The following is a 13761-nucleotide window of genomic DNA, read 5'->3' on the forward strand; positions in this document are numbered from 1 at the left end:
CCTCTCATGGCCGCGCGCTGGCCGGGGTGTGAGGCGCGCGATGGGGCGACGACGAAGATCGAGAGAAGCGGCTGTTGGCGGGGGAAACCGAACCTCGGTTTCCCCCGCACCCCCATCCGGGTTACTTGACCTCGACCTTCGCGCCCGCGTCCTCGAACTTCTTCTTGATGGAAGCGGCCTCGTCCTTCGAAACGCCTTCCTTGATGACGCCGAGGTTCTCGACGAGATCCTTGGCTTCCTTGAGCCCGAGCGAGGCGTTGACCTCGCGGACGACCTTGATGACGTTGATCTTGTTCGAGCCGGCCTCCTTGAGCGCGACCGTGAACTCGGTCTGCTCCTCGGCGGCGGCGGCGGCCGGGGCGGCCGCTGCGGCGGCCGGAGCGGCCATCATCGCGGCGGAGACGCCGAACTTCTCCTCGAGAGCCTTGACGAGGTTGTTCAGCTCGAGGACGGACATCGATTCGATTTCCTTGACGAAAGTCTCGACGTTGAGTGCCATGGTTCTATCTCCTGATTCTTCGGCTTAAGCCGTGGTTTCTTCGGACTTTGCTTTTTGCTGAGCCACGGCCGCGAGGGTCGCGGCGACGTTGCGGTGAGGGGCGGCGAGGACCGTCACGAGGCGCCGGATCGGCGACTGCATGAGGCCCAGGAGCTTGCCGACGAGCTCGGCGCGCGACGGCAGGTTTGCGAGGGTCTCGAGCTCCTTCGCCGCGACGGGCTTGCCGTCGAGGAGGGCGGCCTTGACCTTCACGTTCGGGTTCGTCTTGCCGAAGGTGTGGAGAACCTTGGCGAGCGCGACGACGTCCGTCGTCGAGTAGGCGATGCCCGTCATCCCCGTGAAGTGCTCCTTGAGCGAACCGAGGGGCTTTCCCTCGAGGGCGCGCAGGGCGAGCGTGTTCTTCACGACGATGTAGTCGGACTTGGCGGCGCGGATCTGGCGGCGCAGGTCCGTCACGGCCGGCACCGACAGGCCCTTGTAGTCGATCAGGAACGCGTGGGAGGCCTTCCCCACCGTCGCCGCGAGCTCGGCGAGCTCTTCGGCCTTGGAAGCGCGCGTGGTCGTCATCAGACGGTCCTTCCGACGAGCTTCTCGGCGGTCGCGGGATCCACCGGGACGCCCGGGCCCATCGTCGACGAAAGGACGACGGACTTCATGTACTTGCCCTTCGCGGCGGCGGGCTTCGCCTTCTGGACCGCCGAGAGGAGCGCTTCGGTGTTCTCGACGAGCTGGATCTCGGGGAACGAGACCTTGCCGACGGGAACGTGGATGATCGCCGTCTTGTCGACGCGGAACTCGATCTTGCCCGCCTTCAGCTCCTTGACGGCCTTGGCGACGTCGAACGTGACCGTGCCGGCCTTCGGGTTCGGCATGAGGCCGCGCGGGCCGAGCACCTTGCCGAGCCGCCCGAGCGACTTCATCATGTCGGGCGTCGCGACGAGCGCCTCGAAGTCGAGCATGCCGGCCTGGATCTTCGCGACGAGGTCGTCCCCGCCCACGACGTCCGCTCCCGCAGCTTCGGCTTCCTTGATCTTCTCACCGGAAGCCACGACGGCCACGCGGGTCGTCTTCCCGAGGCCGTGCGGAAGCACGACCGTGCCGCGCACCATCTGGTCCGCGTGCTTCGGGTCGACGCCGAGGCGAAGGGCCACCTCGACCGTCTCGTTGAACTTGGCGAACGACGCGGACTTGACGAGCGCGACGGCCTGGGGCACGTCGTAGAGCTTCGCCTTGTCGACTTTCGCGGCGGACGCGGTGAATTTCTTGCCACTCATGGTGTGTTGTTCTCCGGAGTCGGTCGCATCCCCTGGGTCCGTCGGTGAGAAGCCCCGGGGCATCCCGGGCACCTGCGAACCGCGCGCCGGGAGAGGCCCGGCGCGGGAGGCTTCCGCCTCGTTGATCGCGGCGTCAGCCGACGACCTCGATTCCCATGGATCGGGCGGTCCCCTCCACCGACTTGACGGCGGCGGCGAGGTCCACGGTGTTCAGGTCGACGAGCTTGAGCTTGGCGATCTCCTCGACCTGCTTCTTCGTCACCTTGCCGACTTTCGTCTTGTTCGGGACGCCCGAGCCCTTTTCGAGCTTGGCGGCCTTCTTGAGCAGGACGGCGGCGGGGGGCGTCTTCGTGATGAACGAGTACGACCGGTCCGAATACACCGTGACGACGACGGGGATGATGAGCCCCACGTCCTTCGCGGTCTTCGCGTTGAAGGCCTTGCAGAAGTCCATGATGTTGACGCCCTGCGGACCGAGCGCGGTGCCGACGGGCGGAGCGGGCGTCGCCTTCCCGGCTTCGATCTGGAGCTTGACGTATCCCGTTACTTTCTTTGCCATGGTCGTTCCTTACAGCTTCTGGACCTGGACGAATTCGAGCTCGACCGGCGTCGGCCGGCCGAAGATGGTGACGAGGACGCGAAGTGTCGAGCGCTCGAGGTTGATGTCCTCGACCGTGCCCGTGAACTCCTTGAAGGGGCCGTCCGTGATCTTGACCTGCTCGCCGCGCTCGTAGACGTAACGCGGCTTCGGCTTTTCCTTGGACTCGGCCGTGTGGTGGAGGATCGAGTCGACCTCGTCCTGCGTGAGCGGGACGGGCGCCTTCGACGAGCCCCCGACGAATCCGGTGACCTTCGGCGTGTTGCGCACGAGATGCCAGGTTTCGTCGGACATCTCCATCTGCACGAGGACGTAGCCCGGGAAGAACTTCCGCTCGACGTTGCGGCGCTTCCCGGCCTTCATCTCGACGACGGTCTCCTTCGGCACGCGGATCTCGCCGAAGTGGACCTCCATGCCGAGGGCCTTGATGCGGTTCTGCAGCTCCGTGACGACACGGTCCTCGAAGCCCGAGTACGTGTGGACGATGAACCAGTCCATGTGCGGCGCCGCCGCGGCGGGGGCCGCGCTGCCCGTGTCCTGAGAATCGACTTCGCTCACCGCTTTGCCTTTATCGTTCCGTCTTCAGCCGCCGAAGGCGGAGAAGAGCTTGTTCACGAGCGGCGTCACCGCCGCGTCGACGAGGAAGAGGAAGATGCCCACGAGGACCGTGTAGACGATGACCACCATCGTCGTCCCCACGACCTCGTCCCGGTCCGGCCACGAGACCTTCCCGGTCTCCTTCTTCACGTCCGAAAGGAAGCCGCGGAAGGTGGTCCAACGCTCGCTGAAGTTCATGTCGTTTCGTTCGTCCTTCGTGTCGATTCGGGTCCGTCGTGTCGTCGTCTCTGGTCAAGGCCGAGGTTGGCAGGGGTGCGGGGATTCGAACCCCGAACCTACGGTTTTGGAGACCGCCGCTCTAGCCAGTTGGAGCTACACCCCTGTACGTCGTCGCGTGACAAGCTGCGTGAATGGAGCGGGAGACGGGATTCGAACCCGCGACCAACAGCTTGGAAGGCTGTGACTCTACCCCTGAGTTACTCCCGCTCAGGTACGTGATCCGCGCGGGGAAACTGGAGCCCACGAGCAGATTTGAACTGCTGACCCCGTCCTTACCAAGGACGTGCTCTACCAACTGAGCTACGTGGGCCCCCTTCTCTTCGAAGATGGTGGGCAGAGAGGGATTCGAACCCCCGTAGCACGTAAGTACGGCAGATTTACAGTCTGCTGCCATTAACCACTCGGCCATCTGCCCGTTACCGTCCTTCATGATTCCCGTGTCCGGCCCCCGGAAACGCTCCCTGGAGCTGGCGATGGGACTTGAACCCGCAACCTGCCGATTACAAATCGGCTGCTCTGCCAATTGAGCTACGCCAGCACTCGCATTCCTCCCCAGAGAGAGCTCGACCGTGCGACCCGATAACCTTGGAGACACGGAGAACGCACGGCTTCGCGCACCCGGCGAGGCGCGAACTGTGGTTTATATCAGCCAGCTCGAAACCCCGTCAAGCCATTTTCATGCCGGAACTGGCCCCGGCCCGGTTTTTCTCCGGACCCACTCGTAGAGCAGGACCCCGGCGGCCACGGAGACGTTCAGGGATCCGGCGCCCCGATTCATGGGGATCGAAATCAACCGGTCGCACGTTTCCCTCGTCAGGCGCCTGAGCCCCGCCCCTTCGGAGCCGAGACAGAGGACGGAATCGCCCGAAATATCGACTTTCCAGAGACTTTCGCCGTCCATGGCCGCCCCGTAGATCCAGAACCCGGCGGCCTTGGCCTGCTCGAGGAACCGGGCCGCATTGACGACCCGGCCCACCTTGACCCGCTCCAGGGCGCCCGCCGAGGCCTTCGAGACGGTCTCGTTCAGGCCGGCCGAGTGCCGCTCCGTCAGGACGACCGAGGCCCCCGCGGCGGCGGCCGTCCGGAGGACCGAGCCGAGGTTGCCCGGGTCCGTCACCTCGTCGAGGAAGAGGACGCACCGTCCGCCCTTCGGACCCGCGAGGCACTCCTCCACGTCGTCGTACTCGCGCTCAGCCACCCGGGCCGCCACACCGTTGTGCGCGCGGCCCGCAAAGCGGTCCAGCTCTTCTTTCGCGACGAGGCGGACGGGAACGCCCGCCCCCCGGGCGAGCTCCTCGATCTCCGCGGCGCGGGCGTCCTTGCGGCCGCGCTGAACGAGCAGCGCCTCGACGGCGCGCGGCCTCTTTTCGAGAACCTCGCGCACCGGGTGGAAGCCCGAGACGATCACAGCCCGCTACTCGGCCGCGTCGCCGCCGACGAGGAGCACCACCGTCGCGGCCACGCCCTCGCCCCGGCCGAAGTCCGTCAAGCCGTTCCCTGACGACGCCTTCACGGAGACGCGCGCCACGGGCACCCCGAGGAGGGCCGCGATGCTCGCGCGCATGGCTTCGCGGTGTTCCCCGACGCGCGGCCTCACGGCCAGGATCGTGACGTCCACGTTGAGGATTTCCGGATGGTCCGTCAGGTCCCGGACGTGCCGGACGAAGGCCTCCCCCGCCGCGCCCGCCCACTCGGGACGGTCGGTCCCGAAGATCGAGCCGAGATCGCCCATCGCGGCTGCGCCGAGGAGCGCGTCCGCGAGCGCGTGCAGGACGACGTCGCCGTCCGAGTGCCCGATGGGGCCCGAGTCCGACTTCACCACGACGCCGCCGAGCACGCACGGCCGCCCGGGCTCGAGCCGGTGGGCGTCGAATCCGTGCCCGATCCTCACGGGGTCACGCTCCCGCGCGGCCCGACTGGGCCAGCCAGGCCTCCGCCCACGCGAGGTCCTCGGGGTACGTGATCTTGATGTTCCAGCGCGACGTCAGAACGACCGTGACCTCGCCGCCCGTGCGCTCCACGAGCTCGGCGTCGTCCGTCGCGTCGGGCCCGCCTTCCTTCGCGAGTCCCTTTCGAAGGATCGCGGCGCGGAACGCCTGCGGAGTCGTGGCCCCCACGAGGTCGCCGCGCGGGACCGTCGCCTTGATCTTGCCCGCTTCGACGCGCTTGATCGTCTCGACGAGGGAGAACGCCGCGATCGCGGCGCCCGTCGCGTCCGCCGCGTCCACGACCGCCTTGACCTCCAGCGGGTCCACGAGCGGGCGCGCCGCGTCGTGGACGAGAACGATCGCGTCGTCGTCCTTCGGGTCCATGGCCGCGAAGGCCCGCGCGACGGACTCGCGGCGCGTGACGCCGCCCTCGACGAGGATGTACGGGAGGGGCGACGCCTTCAGCGCCGCGCGGAAGTCCGCCTCGCAGCCGCCCGGGATCGCGACGACGGCCGAGGAGACCCGCCTCGAGGCCGCGAGGCGCTCGAGCGCGTGGACGAGGAGCGGCTTGCCGGCGAGCAGGACGAGCGCCTTCGGCCCGCCTTCGTGAAAGCGGGTGCCGAAGCCCGCGGCCGGTACGAGAGCCGTGGCCTGGCTCACCGTGCGAGGACTTCCGCTTCCTTCGTCTTGAGGATGTGGTCGACCTCGGCGACGCTCTTGTCCGTGAGCTTCTGGATCTCGTCGAGGGCGCGCTTCTCGTCGTCCGCGGAGACGGTGGAGGCCTTCGCCTCCTTCTTGATCGCGTCGTTCGCCTCGTGGCGGTGGTGGCGGATCTCGACCTTCGCGTGCTCGGCGAAGCCGTGGGCCTTCTTGATGATCTCCTTGCGGCGCTCCTCCGTCGGCTGCGGCACGGGGATCCGGACGACCCTCCCGTCCGACGACGGGTTCAGCCCGAGGTCGCTCGTGCGGATCGCCTTCTCGATGGCCGGGCAGAGCGAGGGCTCCCACGGCGACGCGAGAAGAAGGGTCGCGTCCGGCGCGGAGAGGTTCGCGACCTGGTTCAGGGGCGTCGCCGTCCCGTAGTACTCCACGAAGATCCCTTCGAGGATGCCCACCGCGGCCCGCCCGGTGCGCAGGTGCTTCAGCTCATGCTTGAGGGCCTCGAGCGAGGCGTGCATCCGCCTCTCGGTTTCCTTCTTCGTCTCGGCAATCGTGGGCATGGCGTTCTCCTTGTTCCGGCGGCCGCGGCGTCAGGCGCGCCCCGCGTCGACCACGCTTCCAACCGGCTCGCCCATGACGACACGGCGGATGTTCCCGGGGACGAGCAGGTTGAACACGCGGATCGGCATGCGATTGTCGCGGCAGAGGGCGACCGAGGTCGCGTCCATGACGGCGAGCCGCTTCTCCAGAACGTCCTGGTAGCTGACCCGCGGGAGGAACTCGGCGTTCGGGTTCTTCTTCGGGTCGTCCGAGTAGATGCCGTCGACGCGCGTCGCCTTGAGGATCGCGTCGGCGCGCACCTCGTTCGCGCGAAGCGCCGCGGCCGAGTCCGTCGTGAAGTACGGGTTGCCCGTCCCGCCCGCGAAGATGACGCAGCGCTTCTTCTCGAGATGGCGGATCGCGCGGCGCCGGATGAACGGCTCGGCGACCGCGCGCACCTCGAACGCCGTCATGACGCGGGTGTGGATCGCCCTCTTCTCCATCGCGTCCTGAAGCGCGAGCGCGTTGATGACGGTCGCGAGCATTCCCATGTTGTCGCCCGTGACGCGGTCGATGCCCTGCGTCGCGGCGGACACGCCCCGGATGATGTTCCCGCCCCCGATCACGATCGCGAGCTCGACGCCGAGGCGCGCGACCTCGGCGACCTCGTCCGCGATGCGGGCGACGACCGCCGGCTCGATGCCGAACGGCTGATTGCCGAGGAGCGCCTCCCCGGAGAGCTTCAGCAGGACCCGGCGGTAGCAGGGTTCCACGGCGTTACTTCGTGAGCGCCGCGACTTCGGCGGCGAAATCGCCCCCGGACTTCTTCTCGACGCCCTCGCCCACCTTGTAGCGGACGAAGCGCACGACGGACGCGTCCTTGCCCCCGCGATCGGCGATGACCTGCGAGACCTTCTTGCTGTCGTCCTTGGCGAACGCCTGGTCGAGGAGGACGACCTCGCCGAACCACTTGCCGATCATGCCCTCGACCATCTTCTCGGCGACGGCCTCCGGCTTCCCGGCGGCGATCGCCTTGGCGCGCGCGATCTCCCTCTCGTCGGCGAGCGCCTTGGCGGACACGCCGTCGCGGGTCGCGAACTGCGGCGCGAGCGCGGCCACGTGCATCGCGAGATCCTTGCCGAGGTCCTCGGGCATTCCCTTCGTCTCGATCACGACGACCGTCTTGTCGCCGGGGTGGGCGTAAAGCGTCAGGTGTGAGCCGGGGCCCGCGACGAGGCGCGCGAAGCGGCGCAGCTCGGTCTTCTCGCCGAGGTCGCCGGTGAACGCCTGGAGGCACTCCGCGATCGAAGCGCCGGTGTGGGGCATCTTCGAGGGCGGGGCCGACGCCGCGAGGGCCGCCACGTCGCCGTCGACGGTGTCGCCGACGGCCGCGTGGCCGTGCACGAAGTTCGTGATCGCGTGCAGCGCCTGCTTGAACTTTTCCGTCTTCGCGACGAAGTCGGTCTCGCAGTTCAGCTCGATCAGGGCCGCGACGCCGTTCGCCACGTGGTAGCCGATCAGCCCGTCGGCCGCGACGCGGCCGGCCTTCTTGGCGGCGGCGGCGAGGCCCTTCTTGCGGAGGGTCTTCTCGGCCTCGTCGATGTTGCCATTCGTCTCTTCGAGCGCGCTCTTGCAATCGAGCATGCCGGCGCCCGTCTTGTCGCGGAGCATCTTCACCGTTACTGCGGAAATCGCCATGGGGTCCTCTCTGACATCAAAAAGGCCGGCGGGGGACGCATGTCCTCCCGCCGGCCCGAATCGCGTGGATCGGAATCAGGCCTGAACGGGGACGGCGGGGCCCTCGGGCTTGGCCGCGCCCGCCTCGGTCACCTGGAAGTTCGTGGGCATCGGCTCGTCGTCGCCGTGGACGACCTTCCCGACGAAGCGCTCTTCCTGCGCGTGCAGGCCCTCGAGCACCGCGTCGGCGATCTTGCCCGTGAAGAGCTTGATCGCGCGGATGGCGTCGTCGTTGCCGGGGATCACGAAGCTGATGTCGTCGGGGTCGCAGTTCGTGTCGACGATGGCGACGACCGGAATGCCGAGCTTCTTGGCTTCGAGGATCGCGATCGCCTCCTTCTTGGGGTCGATCACGAACAGGACGTCCGGAAGCTCTTCCATTTCCTTGATGCCGATGAGGTTCTTCGCGAGCTTCGCCTTCTCGCGGTCGAGCTGGATGCGCTCCTTCTTGGTGAGGATCGCGTCCGAGCCCTCGACGAGCATCGCCTCGACTTCCTTGAGGCGCGAGATCGACTTGCGGATCGTCACGAAGTTCGTGAGCGTGCCGCCGAGCCAGCGGTTGTTCACGTAGAACATGCCGCAGCGGTTGGCTTCCTCGTAGATCGCGTCCTGCGCCTGGCGCTTCGTCCCCACGAAGAGGATGTTCTTGCCCTGCGACGCGACGTCCGTGATGAAGGCCGCGGCCTCGCGGAAGCACTTCAGCGTCTTCTGGAGGTCGATGATGTAGATCCCGTTGCGCTTGCCGAAGATGAACTTTTTCATCTTCGGATTCCAGCGCTTGGTCTGGTGGCCGAAGTGAACGCCCGCCTCGAGCAGCTCCTTCATCGTGATCTGGCTCATTCGTCCCCCATTACCTCTTCGAGAACTGGAACCGGGCGCGGGCGCCGCGCTGGCCGTACTTCTTGCGCTCCTTCATGCGCGAGTCGCGCGTGAGGAGGCCTGCCTTCTTCAGGGCGCCGCGGAGCTCGCCGTTGAACAGGCAGAGCGCGCGGGCGATTCCGTGGCGGATCGCGCCGGCCTGGCCCGCGCTCCCGCCGCCCTCGACGAGGGCGACGACGTCGAACTTCTCGACCGTCTCGGTGAGCTGCAGGGGCTGGCGGATGACCATCTTGAGCACGTCGTTCGGGAAGTAGTCCTCGAAGGTGCGGTCGTTGACCTGGACCGCGCCCTTGCCGGGGCGGAGGAACACGCGGGCGACGGATTCCTTGCGGCGTCCGACGGCCTGAAACTGGAGGTTCGTCACGGGGTGCGCTTCTCCTTCGTCCCGGTCAGACCGCGACGGCCGCGGGGGCCTGGGCGGTGTGCGGGTGGTGCGGACCCGCGTAGACCTTGAGCTTCTTGAACATCTTCCGGCCGAGCTTCGTCTTCGGGAGCATGCCCTTGACGGCTGCTTCGATGACGCGCTCGGGCTTCGTGGCCCGGAGCTTCTCGAACTCGACCGTCTTCACGCCGCCCGGAAAGCCCGTGTGGTGGCGGTAGAGCTTCGACTGCGCCTTGGCGCCGGTCAGGGCGATCTTCTCGGCGTTCACGACGACGACGAAGTCGCCGGTGTCGATGAACGGCGTGTAGATGGCCTTGGTCTTGCCCGTGAGGTGCCGTGCGACGAGCGTCGCGAGGCGGCCGAGGACCTTCCCGTCGGCGTCGACGATGATCCAGCGGCGGGTGTGGTCGGAAATCTTCGGGAGCGGCGTGCGAGTGCTCACGGGAACGGTCGTCTCCGGCCTCTAGCGGTTGTGGGGTTATCGACCCCGTTGGAAGATGCGGGGTCGGGCTCCGATGCGGATCCGGGGAAGCATCGAAAGACCAGAGCCCCTACGGCACACGACTCGCGGGGTTCAGCCAGGGACCCGAAACCCGCGGGGCAGTGGAAAATACCCTCCCTCCACGCCCCTGTCAAGTAACTCTCGGTCACAATAGGGCCATGCAACCCCGAATTCTCGACGGCGCCGCCGTCGCAAAGGCCCTCCGTGCAGAGGCCGCGGCCGGCGCGGCCCGCCTCGCGGCCCGTGGCGTCGTCCCGGGCCTCACGGTCGTCCTCGTCGGAGAGGACGCCGCCAGCGCGACGTACGTCCGAAACAAGGAGATCGCCGCGAAAGAGGCCGGGTTCGCGGGCCGGACCCTGCGTTTTCCCGCGTCTCTCGCGGAGGCCGAGCTCCTCGCGACGATCGACGGCCTGAACCGCGACGACGCCGTGGACGGCATCCTCGTCCAGCTTCCGCTGCCGAAGCACATCGCGACCGCCCGCGTCCTCGAGGCGATCGACCCGCGGAAAGACGCCGACGGCTTTCACCCGGAAAACGCGGGCCGCCTCCTGCAGGGCAAGCCCGCGCCGGTCCCGTGCACGCCGGCCGGAGTCCTCGAGCTCCTCAAGCGCGAGGACGTGCCGCTGCGCGGAACCCGCGCCGTCGTCGTGGGCCGGAGCGACATCGTCGGAAAGCCCATGGCGCTCCTCCTTCTCCAGAACGACGCGACGGTCACGGTCGCGCACTCGAAGACGAGGGACCTCCCCGCCCTGTGCCGCGAGGCGGACCTCCTCGTCGCGGCCATCGGGCGGCCGGGCTTCGTGACCGGGGACTTCGTGAAGGAGGGCGCCGTCGTCGTGGACGTCGGGATCAACCGCGTGACGACGCGCGCGGACCTCGAGCGGTTCTTCCCGGGCGACGCGAAGCGCGCGGCCGCGTTCGAAAAGAACGGCTCGACGCTCGTCGGCGACTGCGACCCCGCGACGGCGTTCCCCAGGGCCTCCCGCTACACGCCCGTCCCCGGCGGCGTCGGCCCGCTGACGATCGCGCATCTCCTCCTGAACGCGCTCCGGCTCTGCGAGGCGCGGCGCGGATGATCCTGAAGGTCGGACTCACGGGCGGGCTCGCGTCGGGCAAGAGCACGATCGCCGAAGGCCTCGAGAAGCGCGGGATCCCCGTGCGCGACGCGGACCGGATGGTCCACGAGCTCTACGCACCGGGCGCCGCCGGCGCGCGGGCGGTCGCGGCGGCGTTCGGACCGGAGTTCCTCGCCGCCGACGGCTCGGTCGACCGTCCGAAGTTGTCGATGACCGTCTTTCACGACAAGGCCGCGCTCGCGAAGCTGAACGGCCTCATTCATCCGCTCGTGCGGCAGGAGCAGGCCGAGTGGTTCGAGGAGCTCGCGCGGAAGGGCGAGCCGATCGGCGTCATCGAGGCCACTCTCCTCGTCGAGACGGGCGGACGCGAGCGGTTCGACGTCCTCGTCGCCGTGTCGGCGCCGGCGGACATGCGCCTTCAACGCGCCGTCAAACGCAGCGGCGAGACGGACCCGAACGAGTTCGTGAAGCGGATGTCGGCGCAGTTCTCGGACGCCGCGCGCGAAGAGGTGTCCGACATCGTGATCCGCACGGACGGCACCCGCGAGGAGCTCGAGGGAAAGATCGACCGCCTCGCGGACGAGCTGCGCGCTCGCGCGTCCGACGAGGGCGCCGGCCGCCGGAGCGGGTTCTTCAGCCGGCCGTGAGCGCGGCGCGCAGCGCCGCGAACGCCCGCAATGCCTTACGGCGGTGCGAGAGGGCGTTCTTCTCCTCGAGGCTCATCTCCGCGAACGTCCGCGTCTCCCCTGCCGGGATGAACAGCACGTCCCACCCGAAGCCGTTCTCGCCGCGGGGGTGGAGGGCGATCGAACCCTTCACGCGTCCCTCGGCCACGAGCACGTCCGGCTCGCGCTGACCCGGCCGCGCGACGGCGAGGACCGAGACGGCCTCGGCGCCGCGATCCGAGAAGCCGTCCAGCATCTTCGCGAGGCCCTCCTGGCCGAGGACGCCCATCGTGATCCACTTCGTGAGCGGGCCCGGGAAGCCGCCCCAGCCCGCGACCGCGAGCCCCGAGTCTTCGACGAGGACGGGAACGCCGAGCGCGTGCGCCGCTACGATCGCCTTGGCCCTCGCCACCTCGCGGAAGTCGAGGGACTGGATCTCGGGCAGGTCCAGCGCCTGCGCCGCGACTGCGCGGCCGAGAAGGGCCGAGGCCTCGCGCGCCTTGCCGGGGTTCGACGTCACGAAGACGAGGCCGGCGAGCACGTTGGTCACGAGACGGGGACGGGACGCCCCGAGGCGTCGAGCTTGAGGCGGAACGCGGTCATCCCCTTCGAGAGGCCCTTGAGCTTCTGCTCGCCGAGGGGCTCGAACGCGTAGTCCCCGCCCGCCTGGCGCGCCGTCTCCCCGCCGACGACCACTTCGTTGGCGCCCGCCACGGCGGACTCCAGCCGCGCCGCGACGTTGACCGTGTTGCCGAGGACCGTGTAGTCGACGCGGCGGTCGGACCCGATGTCGCCGACGAACGCCCGGCCGGTGTTCACGCCGACGCGGACCGCGACGGAGGGTTCTCCGGCCGCGACGCGCTGAACGTTCCAGGCGTGGAGGCTCTCGACGAGCTTCGCGGCCGCCGCGACGGCGCGGCGGGCGTGGTCGGGCTGCGGGATCGGCGCGCCGAAGAACGCCATCACGGCGTCGCCGATGAACTTGTCGAGCGTGCCCCCCTGCTCGAAGATCGCGTCGGCCGCGAACGTGAAGACGCGCTCGAGAAAGCGCGAGACCTCCTCCGGGTCCATCGTCTCGGCCGAAGACGTGAAGCCGACGATGTCCGCGAAGAACACCGTGACCTCCCGCGTCCTCACGCTCTCGACGCCCTGGGGCCCTCCCGTCACGATCTCGTCGACGACGCCCGGCGAGTGGTAGCGCGACAGGCGCTCGCGGATGCGCTCCTCGCGCTCGATCCGGCCCTGGAGGCGCGCGCGCTCGATCGCGACGGCCGCGAAGTTGCCGAGCGCGGTCAGGAGGTCGAGGTCGTCGGCCGTGAACGTGCCCGTCTTGAGCGGCGTGTCGACGTGCAGCGCGCCGATCACGCGGTCGCGGTCCCAGAGCGGCACGCACATCGCCGAGCGGATCTGCTGGATGCGGATGGACTGCCCGGCCTCGAAGCGGTCGTCCGCGAGCGCGTCGGACGTGAGCACGGCCACGCGGTCGCGCACGACGGACTCGACGATCGTGTGCGAGAACGAGGCCTCCGGGTCGGGCCCTTCCTTGCCGCGGCGCCTGGCGAGCGTCGGGGTGAGCCGGCCGTCCTCCTCGCGCAGGACGACGACGGCGCGCTCGGCCGGGAGGAAGTCGAAGAGAAGGTCGACGACCTTCGAGAGGATCTGCCCGACCTCCCGCGCTTCGATGAGCGTGCGGGCGACCAGGACCATCGCCTCGAAAACCTTCTCGCGCGTCGCGGGCCGGCGGCCCGCCATCGTCCCCGCGAGCGAGTCTTCTTTCGGGAGGGAGGCGGCGTCGAAGCCAAAATCGCGGTTGAAGTCCGCGATGGACCTGACGAACGTCGCGCTCGAGTCGCTGATCGACACCGACGCGCGCCCGCGGAACGTCGGTTGTTCCGTCACCGTGAGCGTGAAGGTCCCCACCGTGAGCACGTCGCCAGGATGGATCAGCGCCGACGGCGTGAACTCGCCGTTGACCTTGAGGCCGTTCGTCGACTTCAGGTCCTCGATCGTCCAGGCGCCGCCGCTCTCGGACAGGAGCGCGTGCTTGCGCGAGACGGAGAAATCGTTGAGGACGATCCCGTTCTCGCTCGATCGGCCGATCGACACGTCGTTTCCCGACAGCAGGTACCGTCGGGTCTGGCCTTCGACCTCGTAGACGAGCTCCATCAGCGGCATGAAGAGCCG

19 protein-coding genes and 5 tRNA genes are annotated in these 13761 nt (G+C 68.5%); 2 read left to right on the forward strand and 22 right to left on the reverse strand.

Annotated features, from left to right (window positions below):
• Positions 1-121 precede the first annotated feature (121 nt).
• The 20 genes from rplL to rplM all read right to left on the reverse strand — a co-directional run bounded on the left by rplL (position 122) and on the right by rplM (position 9776).
• Positions 122-499 (reverse strand): 50S ribosomal protein L7/L12, encoded by a 378-nt coding sequence (rplL, locus tag IPL89_08935; protein ID MBK9063308.1) that lies wholly within the window; start codon positions 497-499, stop codon positions 122-124.
• 24 nt (positions 500-523) lie between these two features.
• The gene (locus IPL89_08940; GenBank protein MBK9063309.1) at positions 524-1066 is read right to left on the reverse strand and encodes a 50S ribosomal protein L10; all 543 of its coding nucleotides are present in this window, start codon (positions 1064-1066) and stop codon (positions 524-526) included.
• Complete coding sequence (locus IPL89_08945; protein MBK9063310.1) at positions 1066-1773, reverse strand: 50S ribosomal protein L1; 708 nt, start codon at positions 1771-1773, stop codon at positions 1066-1068. The genes IPL89_08940 and IPL89_08945 overlap by 1 nt, the downstream gene beginning before the upstream one ends.
• Positions 1774-1906: 133 nt before the next feature.
• Positions 1907-2332: a 50S ribosomal protein L11 gene (rplK, locus tag IPL89_08950; protein ID MBK9063311.1), complete on the reverse strand. Its 426-nt coding sequence runs from the start codon at positions 2330-2332 to the stop codon at positions 1907-1909.
• A gap of 9 nt (positions 2333-2341) precedes the next feature.
• Positions 2342-2869 carry a transcription termination/antitermination protein NusG gene (gene nusG / locus IPL89_08955; protein ID MBK9063312.1) on the reverse strand — a complete coding sequence of 176 codons (528 nt, stop codon included), beginning with the start codon at positions 2867-2869 and terminating at the stop codon, positions 2342-2344.
• 84 nt (positions 2870-2953) lie between these two features.
• Positions 2954-3166: a preprotein translocase subunit SecE gene (gene secE, locus IPL89_08960; GenBank protein ID MBK9063313.1), complete on the reverse strand. Its 213-nt coding sequence runs from the start codon at positions 3164-3166 to the stop codon at positions 2954-2956.
• 67 nt (positions 3167-3233) lie between these two features.
• A tRNA-Trp gene (locus tag IPL89_08965) sits at positions 3234-3311 on the reverse strand.
• 29 nt (positions 3312-3340) lie between these two features.
• A tRNA-Gly gene (locus IPL89_08970) sits at positions 3341-3415 on the reverse strand.
• A gap of 27 nt (positions 3416-3442) precedes the next feature.
• Positions 3443-3518: transfer RNA gene (locus tag IPL89_08975), tRNA-Thr, on the reverse strand.
• A 17-nt stretch (positions 3519-3535) separates the two neighbouring features.
• Positions 3536-3623, reverse strand: a tRNA-Tyr gene (locus IPL89_08980).
• Between the two features lie 47 nt (positions 3624-3670).
• Positions 3671-3746 (reverse strand) — tRNA-Thr (locus tag IPL89_08985).
• A 138-nt stretch (positions 3747-3884) separates the two neighbouring features.
• A complete protein-coding gene (gene rlmB, locus IPL89_08990; protein ID MBK9063314.1) occupies positions 3885-4616 on the reverse strand; it encodes a 23S rRNA (guanosine(2251)-2'-O)-methyltransferase RlmB in 732 nt (243 codons plus the stop codon).
• Between the two features lie 6 nt (positions 4617-4622).
• A complete protein-coding gene (gene ispF / locus IPL89_08995; protein MBK9063315.1) occupies positions 4623-5099 on the reverse strand; it encodes a 2-C-methyl-D-erythritol 2,4-cyclodiphosphate synthase in 477 nt (158 codons plus the stop codon).
• Positions 5100-5103: 4 nt separating this feature from the next.
• A complete protein-coding gene (gene ispD / locus IPL89_09000) occupies positions 5104-5796 on the reverse strand; it encodes a 2-C-methyl-D-erythritol 4-phosphate cytidylyltransferase (GenBank protein ID MBK9063316.1) in 693 nt (230 codons plus the stop codon).
• On the reverse strand, positions 5793-6356 hold the full coding sequence (gene frr / locus IPL89_09005; GenBank protein MBK9063317.1) for a ribosome recycling factor: 564 nt from the start codon (positions 6354-6356) through the stop codon (positions 5793-5795). The genes ispD and frr overlap by 4 nt, the downstream gene beginning before the upstream one ends.
• Before the next feature lie 30 nt (positions 6357-6386).
• Positions 6387-7109 carry a UMP kinase gene (locus IPL89_09010; GenBank protein ID MBK9063318.1) on the reverse strand — a complete coding sequence of 241 codons (723 nt, stop codon included), beginning with the start codon at positions 7107-7109 and terminating at the stop codon, positions 6387-6389.
• A 4-nt stretch (positions 7110-7113) separates the two neighbouring features.
• Positions 7114-8034 (reverse strand): elongation factor Ts, encoded by a 921-nt coding sequence (locus IPL89_09015; protein MBK9063319.1) that lies wholly within the window; start codon positions 8032-8034, stop codon positions 7114-7116.
• Between the two features lie 75 nt (positions 8035-8109).
• Positions 8110-8913: a 30S ribosomal protein S2 gene (rpsB, locus tag IPL89_09020; protein MBK9063320.1), complete on the reverse strand. Its 804-nt coding sequence runs from the start codon at positions 8911-8913 to the stop codon at positions 8110-8112.
• A 10-nt stretch (positions 8914-8923) separates the two neighbouring features.
• On the reverse strand, positions 8924-9316 hold the full coding sequence (gene rpsI / locus IPL89_09025) for a 30S ribosomal protein S9 (GenBank protein MBK9063321.1): 393 nt from the start codon (positions 9314-9316) through the stop codon (positions 8924-8926).
• 25 nt (positions 9317-9341) lie between these two features.
• Complete coding sequence (gene rplM / locus IPL89_09030) at positions 9342-9776, reverse strand: 50S ribosomal protein L13 (protein ID MBK9063322.1); 435 nt, start codon at positions 9774-9776, stop codon at positions 9342-9344.
• A 218-nt stretch (positions 9777-9994) separates the two neighbouring features.
• On the opposite strand from rplM, the gene IPL89_09035 reads away from it, so the two are divergent.
• Together IPL89_09035 and IPL89_09040 are read left to right on the forward strand one after the other, a co-directional pair.
• Positions 9995-10912 (forward strand): bifunctional 5,10-methylenetetrahydrofolate dehydrogenase/5,10-methenyltetrahydrofolate cyclohydrolase, encoded by a 918-nt coding sequence (locus IPL89_09035; protein ID MBK9063323.1) that lies wholly within the window; start codon positions 9995-9997, stop codon positions 10910-10912.
• Complete coding sequence (locus IPL89_09040; GenBank protein MBK9063324.1) at positions 10909-11559, forward strand: dephospho-CoA kinase; 651 nt, start codon at positions 10909-10911, stop codon at positions 11557-11559. Before IPL89_09035 ends, IPL89_09040 begins: the two co-directional genes overlap by 4 nt.
• Here IPL89_09040 and rdgB read toward each other — a convergent pair.
• Together rdgB and IPL89_09050 are read right to left on the reverse strand one after the other, a co-directional pair.
• A complete protein-coding gene (gene rdgB / locus IPL89_09045) occupies positions 11546-12118 on the reverse strand; it encodes an RdgB/HAM1 family non-canonical purine NTP pyrophosphatase (GenBank protein ID MBK9063325.1) in 573 nt (190 codons plus the stop codon). The two genes, IPL89_09040 and rdgB, sit on opposite strands and share 14 nt — an antisense overlap.
• 5 nt (positions 12119-12123) lie before the next feature.
• A complete protein-coding gene (locus IPL89_09050; GenBank protein MBK9063326.1) occupies positions 12124-13752 on the reverse strand; it encodes a GAF domain-containing protein in 1629 nt (542 codons plus the stop codon).
• Positions 13753-13761 lie beyond the last annotated feature (9 nt).

The sequence above is a fragment of the Acidobacteriota bacterium genome (assembly GCA_016716715.1).
GTDB lineage: Bacteria > Acidobacteriota > Thermoanaerobaculia > UBA5066 > UBA5066 > Fen-183.

Coding starts and splice junctions, on each gene's coding strand:
- rplL (MBK9063308.1), bottom strand. CDS start 499: ATGGCACTCAACGTCGAGACTTTCGTCAAGGAAATCGAATCGATGTCC.
- IPL89_08940 (MBK9063309.1), bottom strand. CDS start 1,066: ATGACGACCACGCGCGCTTCCAAGGCCGAAGAGCTCGCCGAGCTCGCG.
- IPL89_08945 (MBK9063310.1), bottom strand. CDS start 1,773: ATGAGTGGCAAGAAATTCACCGCGTCCGCCGCGAAAGTCGACAAGGCG.
- rplK (MBK9063311.1), bottom strand. CDS start 2,332: ATGGCAAAGAAAGTAACGGGATACGTCAAGCTCCAGATCGAAGCCGGG.
- nusG (MBK9063312.1), bottom strand. CDS start 2,869: ATGGACTGGTTCATCGTCCACACGTACTCGGGCTTCGAGGACCGTGTC.
- secE (MBK9063313.1), bottom strand. CDS start 3,166: ATGAACTTCAGCGAGCGTTGGACCACCTTCCGCGGCTTCCTTTCGGAC.
- frr (MBK9063317.1), bottom strand. CDS start 6,356: ATGCCCACGATTGCCGAGACGAAGAAGGAAACCGAGAGGCGGATGCAC.
- IPL89_09015 (MBK9063319.1), bottom strand. CDS start 8,034: ATGGCGATTTCCGCAGTAACGGTGAAGATGCTCCGCGACAAGACGGGC.
- rpsB (MBK9063320.1), bottom strand. CDS start 8,913: ATGAGCCAGATCACGATGAAGGAGCTGCTCGAGGCGGGCGTTCACTTC.
- IPL89_09035 (MBK9063323.1), top strand. CDS start 9,995: ATGCAACCCCGAATTCTCGACGGCGCCGCCGTCGCAAAGGCCCTCCGT.
- IPL89_09040 (MBK9063324.1), top strand. CDS start 10,909: ATGATCCTGAAGGTCGGACTCACGGGCGGGCTCGCGTCGGGCAAGAGC.
- IPL89_09050 (MBK9063326.1), bottom strand. CDS start 13,752: ATGCCGCTGATGGAGCTCGTCTACGAGGTCGAAGGCCAGACCCGACGG.